Origin of the sequence: Cellulosimicrobium funkei (assembly GCF_004519295.1) — a bacterium.
GTDB lineage: Bacteria > Actinomycetota > Actinomycetes > Actinomycetales > Cellulomonadaceae > Cellulosimicrobium > Cellulosimicrobium funkei.
Window position 1 is genome coordinate 113,438 of record NZ_SOZH01000007.1, and the last position, 21,843, is coordinate 135,280.

Genomic DNA, 21,843 nt, shown 5'->3' on the forward strand with positions numbered 1-21,843 from the left:
TCACCCGTGGGTGGGCACGCCGTCGGACCTGGCCGTCATGGATTCGCCAGTAGCCTAACGTATGGATCCGCGTGCTCTCGCCGTTCCCGGCCGCTTGTGACATTTTGCTCATGCTGCGGGACGAGGGTCCCTCCCCCCGCGCGGCGGCCCCGTGGTACGTCGGCGGCGCGCCGGTGGTACGTCAGCGCGACGCGGGGTCGACGTACGGGATCCGTCCCCTGCTCACGGCCCGGTAGTCGAGCGCGGCGGAGCCGATCACGCCGACGAGCAGCACCCCGGCGAACACCCACCGGTCGTAGAAGTCCATGCCACGCAGCACGACGAGGACGGCGATGAGCACCACCATCTTGCCGAGCCAGCTCGCCATGACGACCGCGGCCGTGGTCGTCGGGCTGGAGTCGACGGTGCGCAGCATCGTCCAGACCGTGGTCGCGGAGAAGATCAGGGCGACGCCCACGCCCAGGAGCGCGCCCCAGACGCCCGGCAGCCCCGCGACGAGCGCACCGACGGCGACGCCGAGCACGGTCAGCGCGCCGAGCAGCACCAGCACGTCGCGCAGGGCGGTGCGGAACACCGCACGCACGGCGCGGCCGTGCGCGCCGATCGTCTGCTCGACGGCGCCCTCGGTCGCCGCGCTGCCCGACCTGTCTTCCGTCGCGCCCTCCGGCCTGGCGTCCGGTCCGTGGTCCGGGCGGGCGGGCTCGGGCTGGCTCGTCGTCATCTCAGGGCTTCCTTCGGCGGAGTGGGGACGGCGGACGACGCGGCCGGGTCGCTGGACCCGGGCGCGGAGGAGGTCGGGGGCGCGAGCACCGGCGGGACGTCGACCGCCGCGGCGGCGTCGTCGTCGAGGAAGCGCCCGCGCGTGCGCAGCGGTCCGAGCGTGAGGAGCGCCGCGGCGACGACGGCCGCCGTGAGCCCTGCGGCGACGCCGTGCCAGTGCCACTGGACCAGCGCGACGGCGGCGAACGCGAACACGGCCGTCCACACGTAGAGGATGAGCACGGCGCGCCGGTGCGAGTGCCCGATCGCGAGCATCCGGTGGTGCAGGTGCATGCGGTCCGGGTGGAACGGGGACTTGCCGCGCGCGACGCGGCGCACGACCGCCATGGCCATGTCGAGCAGCGGCAGGAGGATCACCGCGAGCGGCAGGAGGAGCGGGATGAACGCCGGGATCTGCTGCGCCCCGGAGAGGGTGGTCGTGTCGACCCGGCCCGTCACGACGATGGCCGCGGCGGAGAACACGAGGCCGAGGACCATCGAGCCCGAGTCCCCCATGAAGATCCTGGCTGGATGGAAGTTGTGCGGCAGGAACCCGACGCAGATGCCGACGAGGGCGGCGATGACGAGGGTCGCGAGGCTCGAGTAGTCGTCGGCGCTCGCCTTCTGGGTGAGCACGTACGAGTACAGGAAGAACGCGGCGCCGCCGATCGCGACGAGGCCGGCCGCGAGGCCGTCGAGGCCGTCCACGAAGTTCACGGCGTTCATGGCCACCACGACCACGAGGATCGTGGCGACGAGCTGGAGGCGCGAGGACCAGATGAGCTGCTGCTCCCCGATGGGGATGGGCAGCGTGAACAGCACGACGCCCTGGCTCGCCATGAGGCCCGCCGCGAGCACCTGGCCCGCGAGCTTGGTCATCCAGTCGAGGTCCCAGATGTCGTCGGCGATGCCGAGCAGGCAGACGATCGCCGCGGCGCCGACGATCCCCCAGATCCGGGCGTCGGCGACCATCCGTCCCGCGACCTCGCCGACGAACACGCTCTCGAGGAAGGGCATCTGCGACGCGAACACGACCGCCACGACCAGCCCGAGCAGCATCGCGAGACCGCCGAGCCGGGGGGTGGGGATGGTGTGGACGTCGCGGTCGCGCACCGCCGTGATGGCGCCCGTGCGCAGCGCGACCCAGCGCGCGAAGGGTGTCGCGAGGAACGTCACCGCGGCGGCGACGAGCATCACGAGCAGGTAGACCCTCACCCGCCGTTCGCCTCCGGCTCCCCGGCGTCGCCGGAGCCTCGGGTCGCGGCGGGCGCTGTGGAGCTCGCCGCCTCGGCGGGCGCCGTCTCCGGCGCCTCCGGGGCGGCTTCCGGCGCGGGCTCGTCGTCGGGGCCGAGGACGGGCGCGACCTCGCGCAGCTGCTCGAGCGTCACGGTCCCCTGCCGCACGACGCGCAGCGCGCCGGACGTCGCGTCGACGATCGTGGACGCCACTCCCCCGGGCGCCGTCCCGCCGTCGAGGTAGACGCCGACGGCGCTGCCGAGCTGCTCGCGCGCGTCGTCGACGTGCAGCGCCGCGGGGCGGCCCGTCGCGTTCGCGGACGACACGGCGAGGGGCCCGGTGCGGCGCAGGAGCGCGAGCGCGGCCGGGTGGTCGGGCATGCGCAGCGCGACCGTGCCGTGCGTCTCGCCGAGGTCCCACGCGAGCGACGGCTGGGCCTGCAGGATGATCGTGAACCCGCCGGGCCAGAACGCCTCGACGAGACGGCGGGCGTCGTCGGGCACGTCGGTGGCGAGGCCGTCGAGCGTGCGCGCGTCGGGGACGAGGACCGGGGGCGGCATGTGCCGGCCGCGGCCCTTCGCGGCGAGCAGCGCCGACACCGCCTCGGCGTCGAACGCGTCGGCGCCGATGCCGTAGACGGTGTCGGTGGGCAGCACGACGAGGCCACCGCGAGCGATCGCGTTGACCGCCTCGTCGATGCCGGCGCCCCAGGTGTTCGGGTCGGTCACGGGGTGGACGGAGCTCACGGGTCCATCCTTCCACGCCCGTGCGGCGACCCCGGGTCACCGGCCGCACCGGCTCGTCGTGCCACGACCATGCGGTCGCGGCCCGTGAGGTCCGTCAGGGTGCGCACCTCGACGAACGCGTCCGCGGCGCGGGCGGCCGCGCGCACGTCGGCGGCCTGCACCTCCGCGTGCTCCATGACGAACAGGCCGCCGGGCCGCAGCAGGCGCACGGCGGCGCGCACGACGGCGCGCGGCACCTCCAGCCCGTCGGCGCCGCGCCCGTAGAGCGCGAGGTCGGGGTCGTGGTCGCGGACCTCGGGGTCGACCGGCACCGCGTCCGGCGGGATGTACGGCGGGTTCGACACGACGACGTCGACCGTCCCGTCGAGCTCGGCGAGCAGGGCCGGGTCGCCCACGTCGCCGACGAGCGTGCGCTGGGTGCCCGACCCCACGCGCGCGGCGTTCGCCGTCGTCGCGCGGACGGCGTCGGGCGAGAGGTCGACCGCGACGACGCGCGAGCCCGGGACCTCGACGTCGACGCTGATCCCGATGACGCCCGACCCGCAGCACAGGTCCACGACGAGCGGCGGCCGGTCCGCGCGCGCCGGGTCCCCGAGGAGCCGTGCCGCCTCGTCGATCGCGACCTGCGCGACCGTCTCCGTCTCCGGGCGGGGTACGAAGACGTCGTCGAGCACCTCGACCGTGACGTGGCGGAACACCGTGTGCCCGACGATGCGCTGGAGCGGCTCGCGGCCCCGTCGGCGCTCCACCGCGCCCGCGTAGTCGGCGAGGAAGCGGTCGGTCGCGCCCGCCGGGAGCGCGGGGGCGAGCGGGGCGTCGCCCGCGGGGAGCCGGTACCACTCGAGGCGCGGCAGGCCGAGGCTCCAGGCCGCGAGGGCCTCCGCGTCGTGGCGCGCGGACGGGACGCCGGCCTCCACGAGGATTCCCTCGGCGGCCCGCACCGCGCGCCGCAGGTCGTCCGCGGTGAGCGCGGCGGGGCCGGCGGGCACGGAGCGCTCGGTGCGCGCGTCGCCCATCTCAGGCCTCGCCCGCGGCGGCGAGCCGGGCCGCCTCGTCCGCCTCCACGGCCGAGCGCACGACGGGGTCGAGGTCGCCGTCGAGCACCTGGTCGAGGTTGTACGCCTTGTACCCGGTGCGGTGGTCCGCGATGCGGTTCTCCGGGAAGTTGTACGTGCGGATGCGCTCGGAGCGGTCGACCGTCCGCACCTGGGAGCGGCGCAGGTCCGCCGCCTCCGCGGCGGCCGCCTCCTGCTGCGCGGCGAGCAGGCGCGCGCGCAGCACGCGCATCGCCTGCTCCCGGTTCTGGAGCTGCGACTTCTCGTTCTGCATCGACACGACGATCCCCGTCGGCAGGTGCGTGATCCGCACCGCCGAGTCGGTCGTGTTGACCGACTGCCCGCCCGGGCCCGACGAGCGGTAGACGTCGATCCGCAGGTCGTTCGGGTCGATCTCGACCTCGCCCGCGTCCTCGACCTCGGGGAACACGAGCACCCCGGCGGCCGACGTGTGGATGCGGCCCTGCGACTCCGTCACGGGCACGCGCTGGACGCGGTGCACGCCGCCCTCGTACTTGAGGTTGGCCCAGACGCCCTCGGCCGGGTCGGACGGCGTGCTGCGCGCCTTCACCGCGACCTGGACGTCCTTGTAGCCGCCGAGGTCGGACTCGGTCGACTCGAGGACCTCCGTCTTCCAGCCGCGGCGCTCGGCGTACCGCAGGTACATGCGCAGCAGGTCGCCCGCGAACAGCGCCGACTCCTCGCCGCCCTCGCCCGCCTTGATCTCGAGGATGACGTCGCGGCCGTCGTCGGGGTCGCGCGGGACGAGCACGCGGCGCAGGCGCTCGCGCGCCTCCTCCTCGGTGGCGCGCAGGCCCGGGAGCTCGGCGGCGAACGCGTCGCCGTCGTCGCCGCCCAGCGCGGCGAGCTCGGCCGCGGCCTCGGCGTCGTCGCTCGCCTCGCGCCACGCGCGGTACGCGCCCACGACCTGGTTGAGCTCGGCGTAGCGCCGCCCGAGCGTGCGGGCGCGGCCCGCGTCGGCGTGGACGGCCGGGTCGGCGAGCTGCGCCTCGATCTCGGCGTGCTCGGCCAGCAACGGCACGACGGCGGCGAACGACTCGGTCACGGACGGCTCCTCGGGCGGTACGGCGGTGCGGGACGGCGGTCGCGGCGCGGCGCGCGGGCGCCGGGCGTGCGGTCGCACGCGGGCGCGTCACCGGGTCCGGCGCTCCGGCCGACCCCCGACAACGCGACAGCGCCGGTGGTCCGAGCGCACCGACTGCCCCTGGAGAGGTTGTCGGGCTCGGACCACCGGCGCTGCGGTGCTGCTACTTGTCGGCGTCCTTCTTGCCGTAGCGCGCCTGGAAGCGGGCCACGCGGCCGCCGGTGTCGAGAATCTTCTGCTTGCCCGTGTAGAACGGGTGGCAGGCGCTGCAGACGTCGGAGCTGATCTTGCCCGACGCCTCGGTGCTGCGCGTCACGAACGTGTTCCCGCAGGTGCACGTCACCTCGGTGACGACGTACTCGGGGTGGATACCAGACTTCACGGTTTTCTCCTTGGGGTGACGTCTCCGGGTCAGGTGCGGCTACCGCACCTGTGAACCGGCGACAGGCGGCCTGACGAGCGCAGGCCGACGAACCATTGTGCCAGAACGCGCGGGGGCCCCGAGAACTTCCCGGGGCCACCCGCCGTCGGCGACCGGGCGACGCGTCAGATCGTGCGGCCGACGTTGTCGTCGTCGGCCAGCCCGCCGGGCGTCGTCTTCTGGACGTGCAGCAGGAACTCGACGTTCGTCTGCGTCTTCTTGAGCTGGCCGAGCAGCAGCTCGATCGCCTGCTGCTGGTCGAGGGCGCCCATGACGCGGCGGAGCTTGTAGATGATCTTCAGCTCGTCCTGCGACATGAGGATCTCCTCGCGGCGCGTGCCGGACGCGTTGACGTCCACGGCCGGGAAGATGCGCTTGTCCGCGAGGTTGCGGGACAGGCGGAGCTCCATGTTCCCCGTGCCCTTGAACTCCTCGAAGATGACCTCGTCCATCTTCGAGCCCGTCTCCACGAGCGCCGAGGCGAGGATCGTCAGGGAGCCGCCGTTCTCGATGTTGCGCGCCGCGCCGAAGAACCGCTTCGGCGGGTAGAGCGCGGACGCGTCCACACCACCGGACAGGATGCGACCCGAGGCCGGTGCCGCGAGGTTGTACGCGCGCGACAGGCGGGTGAGCGAGTCGAGGAGCACCACGACGTCCTGACCGAGCTCGACCAGGCGCTTCGCGCGCTCGATCGCGAGCTCGGCGACGATCGTGTGGTCCGACGCGGGGCGGTCGAACGTCGAGGCGATGACCTCGCCGCGGACCGTCCGCTCCATGTCGGTCACCTCTTCGGGCCGCTCGTCCACGAGCACCACCATGAGGTGGACCTCGGGGTTGTTCGCGGCGATCGCGTTGGCGATCTGCTGCATGATGATCGTCTTGCCGGCCTTGGGCGGCGCGACGATGAGACCGCGCTGGCCCTTGCCGATCGGCGCGACGATGTCGATGACGCGCGGCGTGAGACGCGTGGCCTCGGAGTTCTCGAGGCGCAGGCGCTCCTGCGGGTACAGCGGCGTGAGCCGGTTGAACTCCGGACGCTCGCGCGCCTCCTCGGGCGACATGCCGTTGACCGTGTCCAGGCGGACGAGCGCGTTGAACTTCTGGCGCGCGGTGTTGCCCTGGTTCTCGCCCTCGCGCGGCTGGCGCACGGCGCCCGTCACGGCGTCGCCGCGGCGCAGCCCGGCCTTCTTCACCTGGCCGAGCGACACGTAGACGTCGTTGTTGCCCGGCAGGTAGCCGCTGGTGCGGACGAACGCGTAGTTGTCGAGGATGTCGAGGATGCCCGCGACGGGGAGCAGGACGTCGTCCTCGTTGACCTCGATGTCGTCGAGGCCCGAGAGGTCCGGTCCCTGGCGGTTGCGGCCACGCTTGCGGTCGCGGTCGCGACCACGGTCGCGGCCCCGACGGCGGCGCCCGCCGCGCTCGTCGTCCAGGAGCTGGCGGTCGTCACGGCGGTCGCCCTGACGCTCGCCCCGGCCCTGCTGGCCGGACTGCTGGCCGGACTGCTTCTCCGGCTGCTGCTCGCGCTGGCGCTCGCCGCCCTGCCCGTCACGCTGGCGGTCGGCGCGCGGTGCGTCGCCGTCGCCCTCGCCCGTGCGCGGGGCACCGGCACCGCGGCCCGCACGACGCGAGCCGCGCTCGCCCGTGACCAGGCCGACGGCGGCCGCGGCGCGCGCAGCACGCTCGTCGGGCGACTCGTTCGAGGTGTCGCGCGTGCGCACGCCCTCGCCGAGGGCCTCGGCGACCGCGGCCGCGGCCTCCGAGCGCGCGTCGCGGCGGCCGTCGCGGCGCTCGCCGCGCTGCTCCGTGCGCTGCTCGTCGGCGCGCACCGGGAGGTCGAGCACGGGAGCGGCGGTGCGCTCCTCGCGGCTCGCGGCCGACGGCGCGTCCTGACGCGTCGCCGGGGAGTCGGTGCCGGCCGCGGGGCTCGCCGCGGGCCGCTCGGCGCGACGGCTGCGGCCGCGCCCCGAGGCGACGGGCGCCTCGGTCGTCTCACGCGACGCGGCGGGCGCCGCGTCCGTGTCGCGCCGCGACGCGGCGGGGCGCTCGGAGGCGCCCTGCTCGCCCGTGCGGGCGCGGATGACGTCCACGAGATCGCCCTTGCGCATCTTGGACGTGCCCTTGACCCCGAGCTGCGAGGCGAGCGCCTGCAGCTCCGGGAGGCGCAGGGTGGAGAGCGCGCCGTTCCGGGCGGTACCGCCGGCAGCGGTCGCGCTGCTCGTGGCGGTGTCGATGGTGTCTGTCACGAAGGACCCTTCCCCCTCGTTTGCGTCCGTCTCTCAGAGGGCGGACCGCGGGTGGTCGACGCCCGGCCGTGACGGCCGGCGCGCAGGTGTCACCACGCGTCAGTGGTACGACGACGTCATCTGACGCGGGCTGGATTGCCTTCTCTCGGACGGGCTCTGTCGCGGCACTTCCGCGCTGGAGAACGCTCGACTGCTGATGCGAGAGCGTGACCGAAGGCTGAGACCATCCTAGCACCGGCAGGACAGCGGTCAGAGCCGTTCGGCGACGACCCCGCGCGTGTCGACGTCGAGGCGGCGTACCGACCAGTCCGCGCTCCCCCCGACGAGCTCGTCCGCGACGCCCGCGACCTCGTCGAGGCGCTCCGCCGCAGCCAGGACGAGGACCGTGGGGCCGGCACCCGACACCGTCGCCGCGAGCCCCCGTGCCCGCAGCGCGCGGACGAGCTCGGACGTCGTCGGCATGACGCCGGCACGGTACCCCTGGTGGAGCCGGTCGTCGGTCGCGTCGAGGAGCAGGTCGGGGCGTCGCGTGAGCGCCTCGACCAGCAGGGCGGACCGACCCGCGTTGAACGCCGCGTCGGCGTGCGGCACGTGCGCCGGGAGCACCCCGCGCGCGCGGCTCGTCGCGAGCCGCGCCGAGGGGACCAGCACCGTCGCCCGCAGGTCGGGGTGCACGTCGAGCCGGACGGCACGCGCCCCGGCCCCGGGCGTCCCGCTCTCCCACGCGACGGTCGCGCCGCCGAGCACCGCGGGCGCCGCGTTGTCCGGGTGGCCCTCGATCGCGGTCGCGAGGCCGAGCGCGACGTCGTCGTCGAGGACCGACGGGTCGGCGACGAGCGCGCGCGCCGCCACGATGCCCGCGACGACGGCCGCGGCGGACGAGCCGAGGCCCCGCCCGTGCGGGACGCGGTTGACGCACGTCAGGTGCAGGCCCGTCTGCGGCGCACCCGCCACGTCGAGCGCGGCCCGCAGGGCCCGCACCACCAGGTGGGACTCGTCGCCGGGCACCTCTCCGGCGCCCTCGCCCTCGACGTCGACCACGACGTCGTCGCTCGCGAGCGCGCGCACCTCGAGCACGTCGTGCAGCGCGAGCGCGAGGCCCAGCGCGTCGAAGCCGGGGCCGAGGTTCGCGCTCGTCGCGGGGACGCGCACCCGTACGTGGTCCGCGCCGAGCTGCATCAGTCGAGCCCGAGGGCGTCGGCGATGGACACGACGTCGGCGGTCACGCGCGTCGGCTGGACCTCGGTGCCGTCGAGCGTGCGCAGCGCCCACTGCGGGTCCTTGAGCCCGTGCCCCGTGACCGTGACGACGATCCGCGCGCCGGCGGGCACGAGCCCGCGCTCGGCGCGCGCGAGGATCCCGGCGACGCCGGCGGCCGACGCGGGCTCGACGAACACGCCGACCTCGCTCGACAGCACGCGATGCGCCGCGAGGATCTGCTCGTCGGAGACGGCCTCGATGACGCCGCCCGACTCGTCGCGCGCGGCCTCGGCGAGCGCCCACGACGCGGGGTTGCCGATGCGGATGGCGGTCGCGACGGTCTCGGGCTCCGTGATCGGGTGGCCCGCGACGATCGGCGCGGCGCCCGCCGCCTGGAAGCCCCACATCTGCGGCGTGCGCGTCGCGACGGCCGGCAGGCCCTCCCCCGCGTGCCCCGCGGCGCCCTGCCCCGCGTACTCGCGGAAGCCCTTCCAGTACGCGGTGATGTTGCCCGCGTTGCCGACGGGCAGCGCGTGGATGTCCGGGGCGTCGCCGAGCGCGTCGACGATCTCGAACGCGCCCGTCTTCTGGCCCTCGATGCGGTCGGGGTTGACCGAGTTCACGAGCTCGACCGGGTACGCCTCGGCGAGCTTGCGCGCCGCGACGAGGCAGTCGTCGAAGTTGCCGTCGACCTGGAGCAGCCGCGCGCCGTGCGCGATCGCCTGGCTCAGCTTGCCCATCGCGATCTTGCCGTCCGGGACGAGCACCGCGCACGTCATCCCCGCGCGCACCGCGTAGGCGGCCGCCGACGCCGACGTGTTGCCCGTGGACGCGCACACGACCGCCTGCGCACCGCGCCCCGCGGCCGCGGAGATCGCCGTCGTCATGCCGCGGTCCTTGAACGACCCCGTGGGGTTCATGCCCTCGACCTTGACGAAGACCAGGGCCCCCGTGCGCGCCGACAGGGCCGGCGCCTCGACGAGCGGCGTGCCGCCCTCGCCGAGCGTGACGATCCGCTCGGACACGTGCGCGGGCAGCCGGTCACGGTACTCGGCGATGATGCCTTGCCACTGGTGGGCCATCTGGTGGGCCATCAGGCTCCCTCGACTCTCAGGACGGACGTGATCGTGCGGACGGGCTCGAGCTCGGCGACCGCCGCGACGGTGGCCGACAGCGCCGACTCGGGCGCCGCGTGCGTGGTGATGAGGAGCTCCGCGACGCCGGGCTCGGCGACGTCGGCCGCGCCGCGCGCCGTCGGCTGGCGGACCGCCTCGATGGACACGCCGTGCTCGGCGAGCGCGTGCGCGACCTGCGCGAGCACGCCGGGGCGGTCCTCGACGTCGAGCCGCACCTGGTAGCGCGTGACCGCGGCGCTCGGCGGGAGGATCGGGAGCTCGGCGTACGTGGACTCCTGCGGCCCCTTGCCCCCGAGCACGCGGTGGCGGGCGGCGGAGACGACGTCGCCCAGGACGGCGGACGCCGTCGGGGCGCCACCCGCGCCGCGCCCGTAGAACATGAGCTCGCCCGCGGACTCGGCCTCGACGAACACGGCGTTGAACGAGCCGCGCACGTTCGCGAGCGGGTGCGAGGTCGGCACGAGTGCCGGGTGCACGCGCACGGACACGCCCGCCTCCCCGGTCGCCCCGCCGTCGCGCCGCTCGGCGATGGCGAGCAGCTTGATGACGTGGCCGGTCTGCGCGGCCCACGCGACGTCGTCGGCCGTGACGGCGAGGATGCCCTCGCGCGCGACGTCGTCGAGCGACACGCGCGTGTGGAACGCGAGGCTCGCGAGGATCGCCGCCTTGGCCGCGGCGTCGTACCCCTCGACGTCGGCCGTCGGGTCCGCCTCCGCGTAGCCGAGGTCCTGCGCCTCCCGGACGGCCTCGTCGAGGCCTCGGCCCGTCGTGGCCATCTGGTCGAGCACGTAGTTGGTGGTCCCGTTGACGATGCCGAGCACGCGACGCACGCGGTCGCCCGCGAGCGACTCGCGCACCGGGCGCACGATGGGGATGGCGCCCGCGACGGCGGCCTCGAAGTAGATGTCCACCCCGGCGGCGTCGGCCGCCTTGTAGAGCGTGGGGCCGTCCTCGGCGAGGAGGGCCTTGTTCGCCGTCACGACGGCGGCGCCCGCCTCGATCGCGCGCAGCAGCAGCGACCGCGCGGGCTCGGTGCCGCCCATCACCTCGACGACGATGTCGGCGCGCTCGACGAGGCCCGCCGCGTCCTCCGTGAGCAGCGACCGGTCCACGGCGGCGTCGCGCGGGGCGGACGCGTCGCGGACCGCGATCCCGACGAGCTCCAGGGGTGCCCCGACCCGGGACGCGAGGTCGTCGGCCTGCTCCGTGAGCAGCCGCGCGACCTGGGTGCCGACGACGCCGCACCCCAGCAGGGCGACGCGCAGGGGCGGGTGGGACTCGGCGGCAGACGGCACGACGGACCTTCCTCGGGTGGTCAGGACGGGTGCGGCGCCGGGCGCGGCCCGGGTCGTGCCCGGGTGGCTCGGGAGCCGCAGGCACAGGATACGGCGACGCGCGCGCCCGCCCGGGGCGTGCCCACAGGTCGGATGCCGACCTGTGGGCACGCCGGCGGGTCAGCCCTCGTCGAGCGCCAGCAGGTCCTCGACGGTCTCGCGCCGCACGAGCACGCGGCTCGCGCCGTCGTGCACGGCGACCACGGGAGGACGCGTCAGCAGGTTGTAGTTCGACGCCATCGAACGGCCGTAGGCCCCCGTGGCGGGCACCGCGAGCAGGTCGCCCGCGCGCACGTCCCCGGGGAGCTGCACCTCGTGGACGACGATGTCGCCGCTCTCGCAGTGCTTGCCCACGACGCGCGCGAGCACGGGCCCGGCCTCGGACGCCCGGCCGACGACCTCCGCGTGGTACTGCGCCGCGTAGAGCGCGGGGCGGATGTTGTCGCTCATGCCGCCGTCCACCGACACGTACGTGCGCACGCGCCCGTCGTCGAGCGTCACGGGCTTCACCGTGCCGACCGTGTAGAGCGTGAGGCCGGCCGGCCCGACGATCGCGCGCCCCGGCTCGATCGAGAACCGCGGCAGCGGCGTGCCGAGCTCCGCGGCCACCGCCTCGACCGCGCGCGCGACGTCCTTCGCGACGCGCTCCGGGTCGAGCGCGACGTCGCCCGGGAGGTACGCGATGCCGTAGCCGCCGCCGATGTCGACCTCGTCGACGAGCACGCCCGAGCGAGCCGCGAGCCGCGCCCGCAGCTCCAGCACGGCGCGCGCCGCGACCTCGAAGCCCGAGGGGTCGAGGATCTGGGAGCCGATGTGCGAGTGGATCCCGAGCAGGTGCAGCTCGGGGCGCGCGACGACGTCGAGCAGCGCGGTCATCGCCGGGGAGTCGCCGGCCCCGCCGCCGTCCGCGGGGCGCGGCGCGGCGATCGACAGCCCGAACTTCTGGTCCTCGTGCGCGGTCGAGATGTACTCGTGCCCGCCCGCGTGGACGCCCGTCGTCACGCGGACCATGACGGGCGCGACGACGCCGCGCTCGCCCGCGAGCCGAGCGACGCGCTCGACCTCGACGAGCGAGTCGACGATGATCCGGCCCACGCCCTCGTCGAGCGCCCGGCCGATCTCGGCGTCGGACTTGTTGTTGCCGTGCAGGCCGATCTCGGGACCGGGGACGCCGGCGCGCAGCGCGACGGCGAGCTCTCCCCCGCTCGCGGTGTCGACGCGCAGGCCCTCCTCGCGCGCCCAGCGCGCGACGGCGACCGTGAGCAGCGCCTTGCCCGCGTAGTACACGTCGACGTCCGACCCGACGGCGCGGAACGCCGTCTCGAACGCCGTGCGGTACGCGCGCGCCCGGGCGCGGAAGTCCGCCTCGTCGAGCACGTACGCGGGCGTCCCGTGCTCGGCCGCGAGCGTGCGGACGTCGACGCCCGCGACCTCGACGACGCCATCGTCCCGGCGCCGCACGCCGCGCGACCACGGCTCGCCGGGGTGACCCGGCAGGCTCGTGCTCACATGCGCTCCGGCGCGGTCACGCCGAGCAGCCCCAGGCCGTTGGCGAGGACCTGGCGCACCGCGTCGTTGAGCCACAGGCGCGTGCGGTGCGTGTCCGTGACCTCCTCGTCCGGGTAGGGCAGGACGCGCTGCGACTTCTGCTGGTACCACGTGTGGTAGTCGCCGGCCAGGGCCTCGAGGTAGCGCGCGACGCGGTGCGGCTCGCGCAGCTCGGCCGCCTGGGCGACGATGCGCGGGAACTCGGTGAGACGCCCGACGAGCGCCGCCTCGCTCGGGTGGTCGAGGAGCGCGGGCTCGAACCCGTCGGCGCGCGCGACGCCGCGGTCGGCCGCGTTGCGGTCCACCGCCGCGGTGCGCGAGTGCGCGTACTGCACGTAGTAGACGGGGTTCTCGTTCGTCGCCCGCGCGAGCAGGTCGAGGTCGAGGTCGATGTTCTGGTCCGCGGACGAGCGCGCGAGCGAGTAGCGCGCGGCGTCGACACCGACGGCGTCCACCAGGTCCTCCAGCGTCACGACCGTCCCGGCACGCTTGGACATGCGCACCGGCTGGCCGTCCTTGACGAGGTTGACCATCTGCCCGATGAGCAGCTGGAGGTTCTTGCCCGGCGTGTCGCCGAAAGCCGCGCAGACCGCCATCATGCGGCCGACGTACCCGTGGTGGTCGGCGCCGAGCATGATGATGACCTCGTCGAAGCCGCGCTCGCGCTTGTCGAGGTAGTAGGCGATGTCGCCCGCGATGTACGCGGCGTCGCCGTCGGACTTGATGACGACGCGGTCCTTGTCGTCGCCGAAGTCGGTCGTGCGCAGCCAGGTCGCGCCGTCCTTCTCGAACATGTGCCCGGACCCGCGCAGGCGCTCGACCGCCCGCTCGACGGCGCCCGACTCGTGCAGCGAGTCCTCGTGGAAGTACACGTCGAAGTCGACGCCGAAGTCGTGCAGCGACGCCTTGATCTCGCCGAACATGCGCTCGACGCCGCGCGCGCGGAACACCTCCTGCGCCTCCGCGTCCGGGAGCGTGCGCGGGTCGGGGTCGCCCGCGGCGACGGCGTCCGCGACGACCGCGTCCGCGATCTCGGTGATGTACTCGCCGCCGTACCCGTCCTCCGGTGCCTCCTGGCCGCGCGAGCGCGCGAGGAGCGAGCGCGCGAAGCGGTCGATCTGCGCGCCGTGGTCGTTGAAGTAGTACTCCCGCGTCACGGTCGCGCCGCTCGCCTCGAGCACGCGCGCGAGCGAGTCGCCGACGGCGGCCCAGCGGACCCCGCCGATGTGGATGGGCCCGGTCGGGTTCGCGGAGACGAACTCGAGGTTGACCTTCTTGCCCGCCTCGGAGTTGCCGCGCCCGTACGCCGGGCCGGCCTCGACGATGGTGCGCGCGAGCTCGCCCGCGGCGGCGGCGTCGAGCGAGATGTTGAGGAAGCCGGGGCCTGCGACGTCCACGGCCTTGATGCCCGGGTGCGCGGCGAGGCGGCGCGCGAGGTCCTCGGCGAGCGCGCGCGGCGTCGTGCCCGCCTTCTTCGCGAGCTGCAGCGCGACGTTCGTGGCCCAGTCGCCGTGCTCGCGCTGCCGGGGTCGCTCCACGTGGACGCGCTCGGGGACCGCGGTCGGGTCCAGGTCGAGGGTGCCGTCGGCGACGGCGGCGGCCAGGGCAGCGCTCAGCGCTTCGGAGAGCTCGTCGGGGGTCACCGGGCGATTCTACCGAGGCGCGGGCACCGTCCGTCGCGGGATTTCACCGGGTCGGCGCCAGGTCGGCGCCGGGCTGGCGCGGAGCCTGCCAGGGGCCGGCTCATGGGTCGGCCCAGGGCTCGGGCCGGAGGTGGGCCCGGAGGTCGGCGCACCCCGCGCGGGCTGGTAGTCTCGTGCATCGCGTCGGCGGTCACCGTCGGCGCTCGCCCTCGTAGCTCAGTGGATAGAGCGTCTGCCTCCGGAGCAGAAGGTCGTAGGTTCGAATCCTATCGAGGGCACCCGCACCGCTCCCACGAGCCCGGCCCGCCTCGCGCGGCCGGGCTCGCGCCGTCTCCGGCCCGTGCACGAGGTCCCGCCACGGCCCCCGCGCTCCCGCTACGGTGGGGCCATGACCGACGGCGGCTACGGGGACTTCGAGTTCGAGCGCCGGTTCCTCGTGCGCGAGCTGCCCGAGGACCTGCGCGACGCGCCCGCCCTCATCGTGCAGAGCTACTACCTGGCCGACGAGGGCTACGCGCTGCGGCTGCGCGCGAAGGTGCCCACGGTCGACGCGACGATGGACGCCACGACCGACCCGGTCCGGCTGCTCGACCGCTACGCCCCCGCCGTCGACCTGTGCACGCTCACCGTCAAGGGCCCGATGGCCGGCGGCACGCGGTACGAGGCGGAGCGCGAGGTCGACGTGGCGGTCGGCGTCCAGATGATCCGCCGCGGCGGTGCGCGCGTCGTCAAGACGCGGTACTCCGTGTGGGTCGGGGCCGACGGCTGGGTCGTCGACGTGTTCGGCGGGGCGAACCACCCGCTCGTCGTCGCGGAGTGCGAGCGCACCGGCCCGGTCACGGACCTGCAGATCCCCGCGTTCTGCGTCACCGAGCTCACGGACGACCCCCGGTTCTCCAACGACGCCCTCGCGGGCCGCCCCTACGGCGCGTGGCGCGAGGAGTTCGAGGCCGAGCTCGCCGCGTCCGGCCCGCGGTTCCTCCAGGACTTCGGCCGCAACGAGCGGCTCTCCGGCCCGTAGCCGCCGCGCGGCCACGCCCGACGGCGGTCCCGCCCCGGTCAGCGCAGCGCGTCCGCCGCCGCGCACACCGCGGCGACGTCGAACCGGACCGTGCGCCCGTCGACCGGCACCCACCCGGGCTCGTGCCCGAACAGGACCGCCCACGGCAGCGCGCCGGGCGACACGTGCTCGCGCGCGCGGTCGTGCGCACGTGCCTCCGCGACCTCGCGCTCGACGGCGTCCTCCAGCGCGACGAGGTCGGCCCGCACCGCGTCGCCCTTCTCCGTGAGCCGGCGCGCCCGTCCCGCCTCCAGGTAGCCGTCGTGGCGCGCGCTGCGCACGACCCGGCGCGCGGCGTCGTGCACGCGGAGACGCAGGGCGTCGTCGGCGGGGTCGAGCGCAACCCGGGCGCCCTCGCCCGCCGTCTCGCCGAAGAGGGTCGACAGCGCGAGGTGCTCGCGCTCGGAGGCGGGCGACGCGTCGAGGAGGACGAGGACGGGGGGCTCGCCGGGCGCCGTCGGCTCCACGCGGACGAGGCCGCTCACGGCGAGGCTCAGCACCTGCGCGGCGAGCGCGTGCTCGGGGCGGCGCAGGACGACCGCGGCGAGGAGCAGGTCGGCCACGGTCCGACGATACGGCGTGGCACTGCCGCGCGCGGGGCGACCGGCCGGAGGCGCGTCAGGAGTTCTGGATCTCCTCGACGCCCTGGACGAACTCGAAGTGCCAGGGCTCGTAGGCACCGCTGCCGCCGCGCTTGGCCCACGCGGGGTTGGCCCAGCCGTACGTGCCGCCGTTCTGGTTGATCCACGCGTAGACCTCGCGCGAGCCGGTCTCGACGGAGCAGAGGTCGATCGCGAGCCCCCACCCGTGCATGGACCAGCCGGGGGGCGCCGCGAAGGCGCCGCGGGAGGACTTGAGCGAGACCTGCGTCGAGAGCGTGCGGTACGACGACACGAGGCAGAGGTCCCGGCCGAAGGTCGCCCGGAACGCCTCGTTCATCGCGGAGAGGGCGACGGCCGCGTCGGGCCGCAGGTGCTCGTCGGCCTGCCACAGCTCGCACAGCGCGTGCTCGTCGAGGTTGCCGTTCGTGCCCTCGGGCTTCACGGTCGGGTCGCAGCCCGGCAGCGGGTCGCGCGCGGCCGAGCGGGAGGCCGCCTCGCGGCGCACCTCGACGCGGGGGGCGGCGGCGACGCTCGGGGAGACGGCGGGCGCCGTCGGGGCGGCGGTCGCGAGGTCGAGAGCGCTCGGGCCGACGGGGCGGGTGTCCGGCTCGAAGGGCGAGCCGGTGCCCAGCGCGTCGTCGGCGCCCGCGGAGAGCGGCATCGCGATGGTCGCGGCGGCGAGCGTCCCGAGGACGGCGACGCGCGGCACCCAGCGGTGCTGGCTGGAGACCTGTGCCTGGGGGCGGCGACGCCGGGAGCCCTGCTCCGCCTCGCGCCGGGCCCGTCGTGAGTCGAGGGCGGGTGCGCCGTGCTGCGACTCCACCCGCCACCTGCCTCTCACGTCGTCGGGGTGGCTCCGAGCCACCGATGACCGATCAATCACGGAACAGTAACGAAGGGCTCCGGCGATGCCAAGTCCCCTGCTCAGAGCCTCGCGGAGCATCCTCGGGGAACCCTACGCCGACCGGGCCGGCGGCCTACGGCCGACGCTGCATCGCGTCGCGCACCTCGCCGACGAGCTCCTCGAGGATGTCCTCGAGGAAGACGACCCCGAGCGCGCCGCCGCCCTCCGGACCGTCGACGCGCGCCAGGTGCGCCCCCGAGCGCTGCATGGCGCGCAGCGCGTCCTCCACCTCGTCGTCGGGCGCGGCGGCCGCGAGCGCCCGCACGCGCCACGACGGGACGGGGGCCTCGCGCGTCGTCTCGTCCGCGTAGAGGACGTCCTTGACGTGCAGGTAGCCCACGAGGTCGCCCGTGACGTCCGCGACGGCGAACCGGGAGAAGCCGGTCTTCGCGACGAGGCGCTCGACCTCGTCGGGCGTGCAGCCCTCCGTCACGGTGACGAGGTCCGCGACGGGCACCATGACGTCCTGCGCGGTGCGCTCGGAGAACTCGATGGCTCCCGAGAGCAGCCCCTGCTCGTCGCGCAGCACGCCCTCGGCCTGGGAGTGCTCGACGATGGACTGCACCTCCTCGGCGGTGAACGCCGACGCCACCTCGTCCTTCGGCTCGACGCCCGTGGCGCGCACCGCGTGGTTCGCGAGCCAGTTGAGCGCGACGATGACGGGACGCAGCACGCGGCCGATCCACACGAGCGGCGGGCCGAACCACATGACGGCCGTCTCCGGCCCGGAGACCGCGAGGTTCTTCGGGACCATCTCGCCCAGCACCACGTGCAGGTAGACGACGATCGCGAGCGCCACGACGAACGCGATCGGGTGCGCGAGCGCGGTGCTCACGCCGAGCGCGTGCAACGGGTCCTCGATGAGGTGCGCGATGGCCGGCTCCGCGACGACGCCCAGGCCGGTCGAGCACACCGTCACGCCGAGCTGGGCGCACGCGAGCATGAGCGACACGTGCTCCATCGCCCACAGGACCGTCTGGGCGCGCCGGTTGCCCTGCGCGGCGAGCGGCTCGATCGCCGAGCGGCGCGCGGAGATCACTGCGAACTCGGCGCCGACGAAGAACGCGTTGCCGGCGAGCAGGAGGAGCGCGACGAGGAGCGCCGTGGTCGAGCTCATGCGTCTCCCTCCGGTGGCGTCGCGCGGACCGAGAGCCGCTCGACGCGCCGCCCCTCCATCGCCTCCACGCGGAGCACCACGCGGTGCCGGCCCGCGCCTGCGGCGACCTCGTCGCCCGGCTCGGGCACCCGGCCCAGGCGGGCCATGACGAGGCCGCCGAGCGTCTCGTAGGCGCCGTCCTCCGGGACACGGAGGCCGGTGACCTCGGTGAGCTCGTCGGGCCGCATGACGCCGGGCACGAGCCACGAGCCGTCCGCGCGGCGGGCCGCGCCGGAGCGCCGCGGGTCGTGCTCGTCCGCGACGTCGCCCACGAGCTCCTCGACGACGTCCTCGAGGGTGACGACGCCCGAGGTGCCGCCGTACTCGTCGACGACGACCGCCATCTGGAGGCCGAAGCCGCGGAGCTCGACGAGGAGCGGGCCGAGCCGCACCGTCTCGGGCACGCGCGGGGCGTCGGCCATGAGGGCCGCCGCCGGCACCTCGTGGCGCCGCTCGTAGGGGACGGCGACGGCGCGGCGCAGGTGGACGAGGCCGACGACGTCGTCGCGGTCCTCGCCGATGACGGGGAACCGCGAGTGCCCCGTGCGCCGGGCGGCGTCGACGACGTCCGCGGCGGTCGCGTCCCGGTCCACGACGACCATGCGCATGCGGTCGGTCATGACGTCGACGGCGCTCAGCTCGTCGAGCTCGATCGAGTTGGTGAGGAGGGTCGCGACGGAGACGTCGAGCGTGCCCTCCTGCGCGGAGCGGCGCACGAGGGCGGCGAGCTCGGACGCCGATCGGGCGCCCGACAGCTCCTCGCGCGGCTCGACGCCGACGCGGCGCAGGATCGCGTTCGCCGAGCCGTTGAGCACGGCGATGACCGGCCGGAACAGCTTGGTGAACTGCCGCTGCACGGGCACGACCTGCCGCGCGGTCGCGTAGGGCGCGCTGAGCGCGAAGTTCTTGGGGATGAGCTCGCCGAAGAGCATCGAGACGAAGTTCACGACGAGCAGCGCGAGCACGCCCGCGAGGACCGCGGAGGCCGCGTGGCCGAGCGGCGTCGAGCTCAGGGCGTCCCCGAAGAGCGCGAGGAGCGCGGGCTGCGCGGTGTACCCGAGGAGGATGGTCGTGAGGGTGATGCCGACCTGCGCCGAGGAGAGCTCGGTCGACAGGTGCTTGAGCCCGGCCCGGACGCTGCGGTCGCGGCGGTCGGGGCCGCCCGTCCCGCCCGACGGCGGGGAGCCGCGTCTGTCGCCCTCCTGGTCGGCGTCGTCCCCGGCGGGGAGGACGGCGGGGTCGAGGGTGACCAGGGAGAACTCGCTGGCCACGAAGACGGCGGTACCTGCGGTGAGGAGCACCCCGAGCGCGACCATGACCCAGTCGCCTACCACGGAGTGCTCCACCGATATCGGGAGGTGCTCTTCATCGTGCCGACGATGTTAGCGCTCGCCCCTCGCCCGGCGCCCGGGAGGGACGGCTCGGCGGCGCCCAGGAGGGGCCGCCCCGCCGTGCGACCTGGTGGCCGGACGGCGACGAAATCCGGCCGACCTGGGCCGACGTGTGCCACGCTGTATCCCATGGCAGATCCGAGGGCAGCGAGCGCAGCACCGACCGGCGCGGGGGCCGGTCCCGTCCCCGGCCGCGGGCCCGTGCCCACGACCGCCCCGGTGGCCGGCGGCGGCACCCCGCAGCAGGCGGCCACGGTCCTCGTCGTCGAGGACGAGCCCGCGATCGCGACCGCCATCGCGCAGCGGCTGAGCGCGGAGGGCTGGCGCGTCGAGGTCGCGCGCGACGGCCTGTCCGCCGTCGACGCCGCGGCGCGCCTGCGCCCGGACGCGATCGTCCTCGACGTCATGCTCCCCGGCATCGACGGTCTCGAGGTGACGCGCCGCATCCAGGCGGAGCAGCCCGTCCCGATCCTCATGCTCACCGCGCGCGACGACGAGACCGACATGCTCATCGGGCTCGGCGTCGGCGCGGACGACTACATGACGAAGCCGTTCTCCATGCGCGAGCTCGTCGCGCGCATCAAGGCGCTGCTGCGCCGCGTCGACCGCGCCACGCAGGCCGCGAGCTCCGCCCCGAGCGACCCGCCCATGACGGTGGGCGACGTGACGATCGACAAGGCCCAGCGCCGCGTCTACCGCGCGGGCGAGGAGGTCCACCTCACGCCCACCGAGTTCGAGCTGCTCGTCATGCTCGCGAGCTCGCCGAAGACGGTCCTCACGCGCGAGCGCCTGCTCGCCGAGGTGTGGGACTGGGCCGACGCCAGCGGGACGCGCACCGTCGACTCCCACATCAAGGCGCTGCGCCGCAAGCTCGGTGCGGACCTCATCCGCACGGTCCACGGCGTCGGCTACGCGTTCGAGCCGCCCGCCGGATGACCTCCTCCCCCGCCGACCCCGCCGGCGGCACGGACCCGGGACAGGCGCAGGCTCCCGGCCCGGCGCGGCCGGGACCGCACCGAGCCCACACGATCCGCCCGCACCTCCCGGACGTCCGGCCGCTCGACTCGTTCCGCTCGCTGAAGATCAAGCTCGGCGTGCTGGTCGCCGCGACGGTGACGCTCGCCGTCCTCATCACGTGGATCGGGCTGCAGAACCAGCTCGGGCCGTCGCGCACGTTCCCGCTCGCGATCGTGCTGTCGCTGCTGCTCACGCAGCTCCTCGCGCGCGGCATGACGTCGCCCCTGCGGGAGATGACCGCCGCCGCCCGGGCGATGGCCGACGGCGACTACACGCGGCGCGTGCGCGCCACGAGCCGCGACGAGGTGGGCCAGCTCGCGGTGGCGTTCAACGTCATGGCGGAGGACCTCGCGACGAGCGACCAGGTGCGCCGGGAGCTCATCGCGAACGTCTCGCACGAGCTGCGCACCCCGATCGCGGCGCTCCAGGCCCAGCTCGAGAACGTCGTGGACGGGGTGACGCCCCCGACGCCCGCGACGATGGAGATGTCGCTCGCGCAGACCGAGCGCCTCACGCGGCTCGTCGCGTACCTCCTGGACCTGTCGCGTATCGAGGCGGGCGCGGCGGCGCTCAACATCACCCAGATCGACGTCGGCGACTTCCTCGAGGAGAACGCCGAGGCCGTGTCGATGGTCGAGGCGGGCAAGCAGCTGCGCTACGTCGTGGACGTCACGCCCCCAGACCTCGTGCTCGAGGCGGACCGCGAGCGGCTGCACCAGGTCGTGACCAACCTCCTGCAGAACGCGATCCGGCACTCGCCGCAGGGCGGGGAGATCCGGCTCGAGGCGTACCCGGTAGACGACGACGTCGTGCTGGAGGTCGTCGACGAGGGCCCCGGGATCGCCAAGGAGGACCGCGAGCGGATCTTCGAGCGCTTCGCCCGGGCCAGCGCGACGGGCGCGCACACGACGACGGGCGGGTCGACGGGCGGCACGGGGATCGGGCTCGCGATCGTGCGCTGGGCGGTGGACCTGCACGGCGGCCGGATCGAGGTCGCGGACTCGCGCCGGGGGGCGACGATGCGCGTCACGCTGCCCGCGCACGCGGGCTCCGCGCCGCTCCCGCCCGAGGACGGCGACGCGTCGTACCCGGCGCACCCCGACGTGCGGTGACTCCGTCCTGACAGCGCGCGCACCCGCCCGCGCTCGGACGTGAGATGCGTCACACCGCCGCGCGGAGATACCTCGGGATGGCGTGGAATTCCGCGATCTTGCCCTCCGACGAGGTGCGCGTGGGGTCACGTTTGCCTGGCCCAGACACGGCGTGAAGAACCCGCGAACAGGC

The 21,843-nt window shown here is 74.9% G+C and carries 19 protein-coding genes and 1 tRNA gene; 4 read left to right on the forward strand and 16 right to left on the reverse strand.

Annotated elements, in window-relative coordinates; translation table 11 throughout:
* Positions 1–181: 181 nt before the first annotated feature.
* The 12 genes from E1O70_RS12735 to argS form a co-directional block, all read right to left on the reverse strand.
* On the reverse strand, positions 182–721 hold the full coding sequence (locus tag E1O70_RS12735) for a Cg1360 family ATP-synthase-associated protein (protein WP_240696691.1): 540 nt from the start codon (positions 719–721) through the stop codon (positions 182–184).
* Positions 718–1,974: a glycosyltransferase family 4 protein gene (locus E1O70_RS12740; protein WP_082774708.1), complete on the reverse strand. Its 1,257-nt coding sequence runs from the start codon at positions 1,972–1,974 to the stop codon at positions 718–720. The genes E1O70_RS12735 and E1O70_RS12740 overlap by 4 nt, the downstream gene beginning before the upstream one ends.
* Positions 1,971–2,741: an L-threonylcarbamoyladenylate synthase gene (locus E1O70_RS12745; RefSeq protein ID WP_061268774.1), complete on the reverse strand. Its 771-nt coding sequence runs from the start codon at positions 2,739–2,741 to the stop codon at positions 1,971–1,973. Before E1O70_RS12745 ends, E1O70_RS12740 begins: the two co-directional genes overlap by 4 nt.
* Complete coding sequence (gene prmC, locus E1O70_RS12750) at positions 2,738–3,757, reverse strand: peptide chain release factor N(5)-glutamine methyltransferase (RefSeq protein WP_082774707.1); 1,020 nt, start codon at positions 3,755–3,757, stop codon at positions 2,738–2,740. Before prmC ends, E1O70_RS12745 begins: the two co-directional genes overlap by 4 nt.
* A 1-nt stretch (position 3,758) precedes the next feature.
* Positions 3,759–4,862 (reverse strand): peptide chain release factor 1, encoded by a 1,104-nt coding sequence (gene prfA, locus E1O70_RS12755; RefSeq protein ID WP_061268773.1) that lies wholly within the window; start codon positions 4,860–4,862, stop codon positions 3,759–3,761.
* 202 nt (positions 4,863–5,064) lie between these two features.
* The gene (gene rpmE / locus E1O70_RS12760; RefSeq protein ID WP_021483241.1) at positions 5,065–5,283 is read right to left on the reverse strand and encodes a 50S ribosomal protein L31; all 219 of its coding nucleotides are present in this window, start codon (positions 5,281–5,283) and stop codon (positions 5,065–5,067) included.
* 164 nt (positions 5,284–5,447) lie between these two features.
* Positions 5,448–7,568, reverse strand: a complete 2,121-nt coding sequence (gene rho / locus E1O70_RS12765; RefSeq protein ID WP_061268772.1) for a transcription termination factor Rho — start codon at positions 7,566–7,568, stop codon at positions 5,448–5,450.
* 249 nt (positions 7,569–7,817) lie between these two features.
* Positions 7,818–8,747, reverse strand: a complete 930-nt coding sequence (gene thrB, locus E1O70_RS12770) for a homoserine kinase (RefSeq protein ID WP_061268771.1) — start codon at positions 8,745–8,747, stop codon at positions 7,818–7,820.
* Entirely contained in the window at positions 8,747–9,850 is a 1,104-nt protein-coding gene (gene thrC, locus E1O70_RS12775; RefSeq protein ID WP_061268792.1) for a threonine synthase, read from the reverse strand. Before thrC ends, thrB begins: the two co-directional genes overlap by 1 nt.
* 11 nt (positions 9,851–9,861) lie before the next feature.
* On the reverse strand, positions 9,862–11,199 hold the full coding sequence (locus E1O70_RS12780) for a homoserine dehydrogenase (protein ID WP_061268770.1): 1,338 nt from the start codon (positions 11,197–11,199) through the stop codon (positions 9,862–9,864).
* Between the two features lie 159 nt (positions 11,200–11,358).
* A complete protein-coding gene (gene lysA, locus E1O70_RS12785; RefSeq protein ID WP_061269452.1) occupies positions 11,359–12,747 on the reverse strand; it encodes a diaminopimelate decarboxylase in 1,389 nt (462 codons plus the stop codon).
* Entirely contained in the window at positions 12,744–14,429 is a 1,686-nt protein-coding gene (argS, locus tag E1O70_RS12790; protein WP_061269453.1) for an arginine--tRNA ligase, read from the reverse strand. The genes lysA and argS overlap by 4 nt, the downstream gene beginning before the upstream one ends.
* Before the next feature lie 205 nt (positions 14,430–14,634).
* On the opposite strand from argS, the gene E1O70_RS12795 reads away from it, so the two are divergent.
* Positions 14,635–14,707 (forward strand) — tRNA-Arg (locus tag E1O70_RS12795).
* 110 nt (positions 14,708–14,817) lie between these two features.
* Positions 14,818–15,450: a CYTH domain-containing protein gene (locus tag E1O70_RS12800; RefSeq protein ID WP_034655122.1), complete on the forward strand. Its 633-nt coding sequence runs from the start codon at positions 14,818–14,820 to the stop codon at positions 15,448–15,450.
* 38 nt (positions 15,451–15,488) lie between these two features.
* On the opposite strand, the gene E1O70_RS12805 is transcribed toward E1O70_RS12800, so the two are convergent.
* The 4 genes from E1O70_RS12805 to E1O70_RS12820 all read right to left on the reverse strand — a co-directional run bounded on the left by E1O70_RS12805 (position 15,489) and on the right by E1O70_RS12820 (position 19,485).
* The gene (locus tag E1O70_RS12805) at positions 15,489–16,052 is read right to left on the reverse strand and encodes a hypothetical protein (protein ID WP_061269454.1); all 564 of its coding nucleotides are present in this window, start codon (positions 16,050–16,052) and stop codon (positions 15,489–15,491) included.
* Positions 16,053–16,107: 55 nt separating this feature from the next.
* Positions 16,108–16,914, reverse strand: coding sequence for a M15 family metallopeptidase (locus E1O70_RS12810; protein ID WP_061269455.1), 807 nt, complete (start codon positions 16,912–16,914; stop codon positions 16,108–16,110).
* A gap of 154 nt (positions 16,915–17,068) precedes the next feature.
* A complete protein-coding gene (locus E1O70_RS12815) occupies positions 17,069–18,112 on the reverse strand; it encodes a hemolysin family protein (protein WP_034655108.1) in 1,044 nt (347 codons plus the stop codon).
* A complete protein-coding gene (locus E1O70_RS12820) occupies positions 18,109–19,485 on the reverse strand; it encodes a hemolysin family protein (protein ID WP_128957447.1) in 1,377 nt (458 codons plus the stop codon). The genes E1O70_RS12815 and E1O70_RS12820 overlap by 4 nt, the downstream gene beginning before the upstream one ends.
* A gap of 186 nt (positions 19,486–19,671) precedes the next feature.
* Between E1O70_RS12820 and E1O70_RS12825 the strand changes: the two genes are divergently transcribed.
* Together E1O70_RS12825 and E1O70_RS12830 are read left to right on the forward strand one after the other, a co-directional pair.
* Positions 19,672–20,478: a response regulator transcription factor gene (locus tag E1O70_RS12825; RefSeq protein ID WP_228075110.1), complete on the forward strand. Its 807-nt coding sequence runs from the start codon at positions 19,672–19,674 to the stop codon at positions 20,476–20,478.
* Entirely contained in the window at positions 20,475–21,671 is a 1,197-nt protein-coding gene (locus E1O70_RS12830; protein ID WP_082774796.1) for a sensor histidine kinase, read from the forward strand. The genes E1O70_RS12825 and E1O70_RS12830 overlap by 4 nt, the downstream gene beginning before the upstream one ends.
* Positions 21,672–21,843 lie beyond the last annotated feature (172 nt).

Excerpts from the sequence above, each read along its gene's own strand:
- E1O70_RS12735 (WP_240696691.1), bottom strand. The coding sequence starts at position 721 with ATGACGACGAGCCAGCCCGAGCCCGCCCGCCCGGACCACGGACCGGAC.
- prmC (WP_082774707.1), bottom strand. The coding sequence starts at position 3,757 with ATGGGCGACGCGCGCACCGAGCGCTCCGTGCCCGCCGGCCCCGCCGCG.
- thrB (WP_061268771.1), bottom strand. The coding sequence starts at position 8,747 with ATGCAGCTCGGCGCGGACCACGTACGGGTGCGCGTCCCCGCGACGAGC.
- thrC (WP_061268792.1), bottom strand. The coding sequence starts at position 9,850 with ATGGCCCACCAGTGGCAAGGCATCATCGCCGAGTACCGTGACCGGCTG.
- E1O70_RS12800 (WP_034655122.1), top strand. The coding sequence starts at position 14,818 with ATGACCGACGGCGGCTACGGGGACTTCGAGTTCGAGCGCCGGTTCCTC.
- E1O70_RS12815 (WP_034655108.1), bottom strand. The coding sequence starts at position 18,112 with ATGAGCTCGACCACGGCGCTCCTCGTCGCGCTCCTCCTGCTCGCCGGC.
- E1O70_RS12825 (WP_228075110.1), top strand. The coding sequence starts at position 19,672 with ATGGCAGATCCGAGGGCAGCGAGCGCAGCACCGACCGGCGCGGGGGCC.
- E1O70_RS12830 (WP_082774796.1), top strand. The coding sequence starts at position 20,475 with ATGACCTCCTCCCCCGCCGACCCCGCCGGCGGCACGGACCCGGGACAG.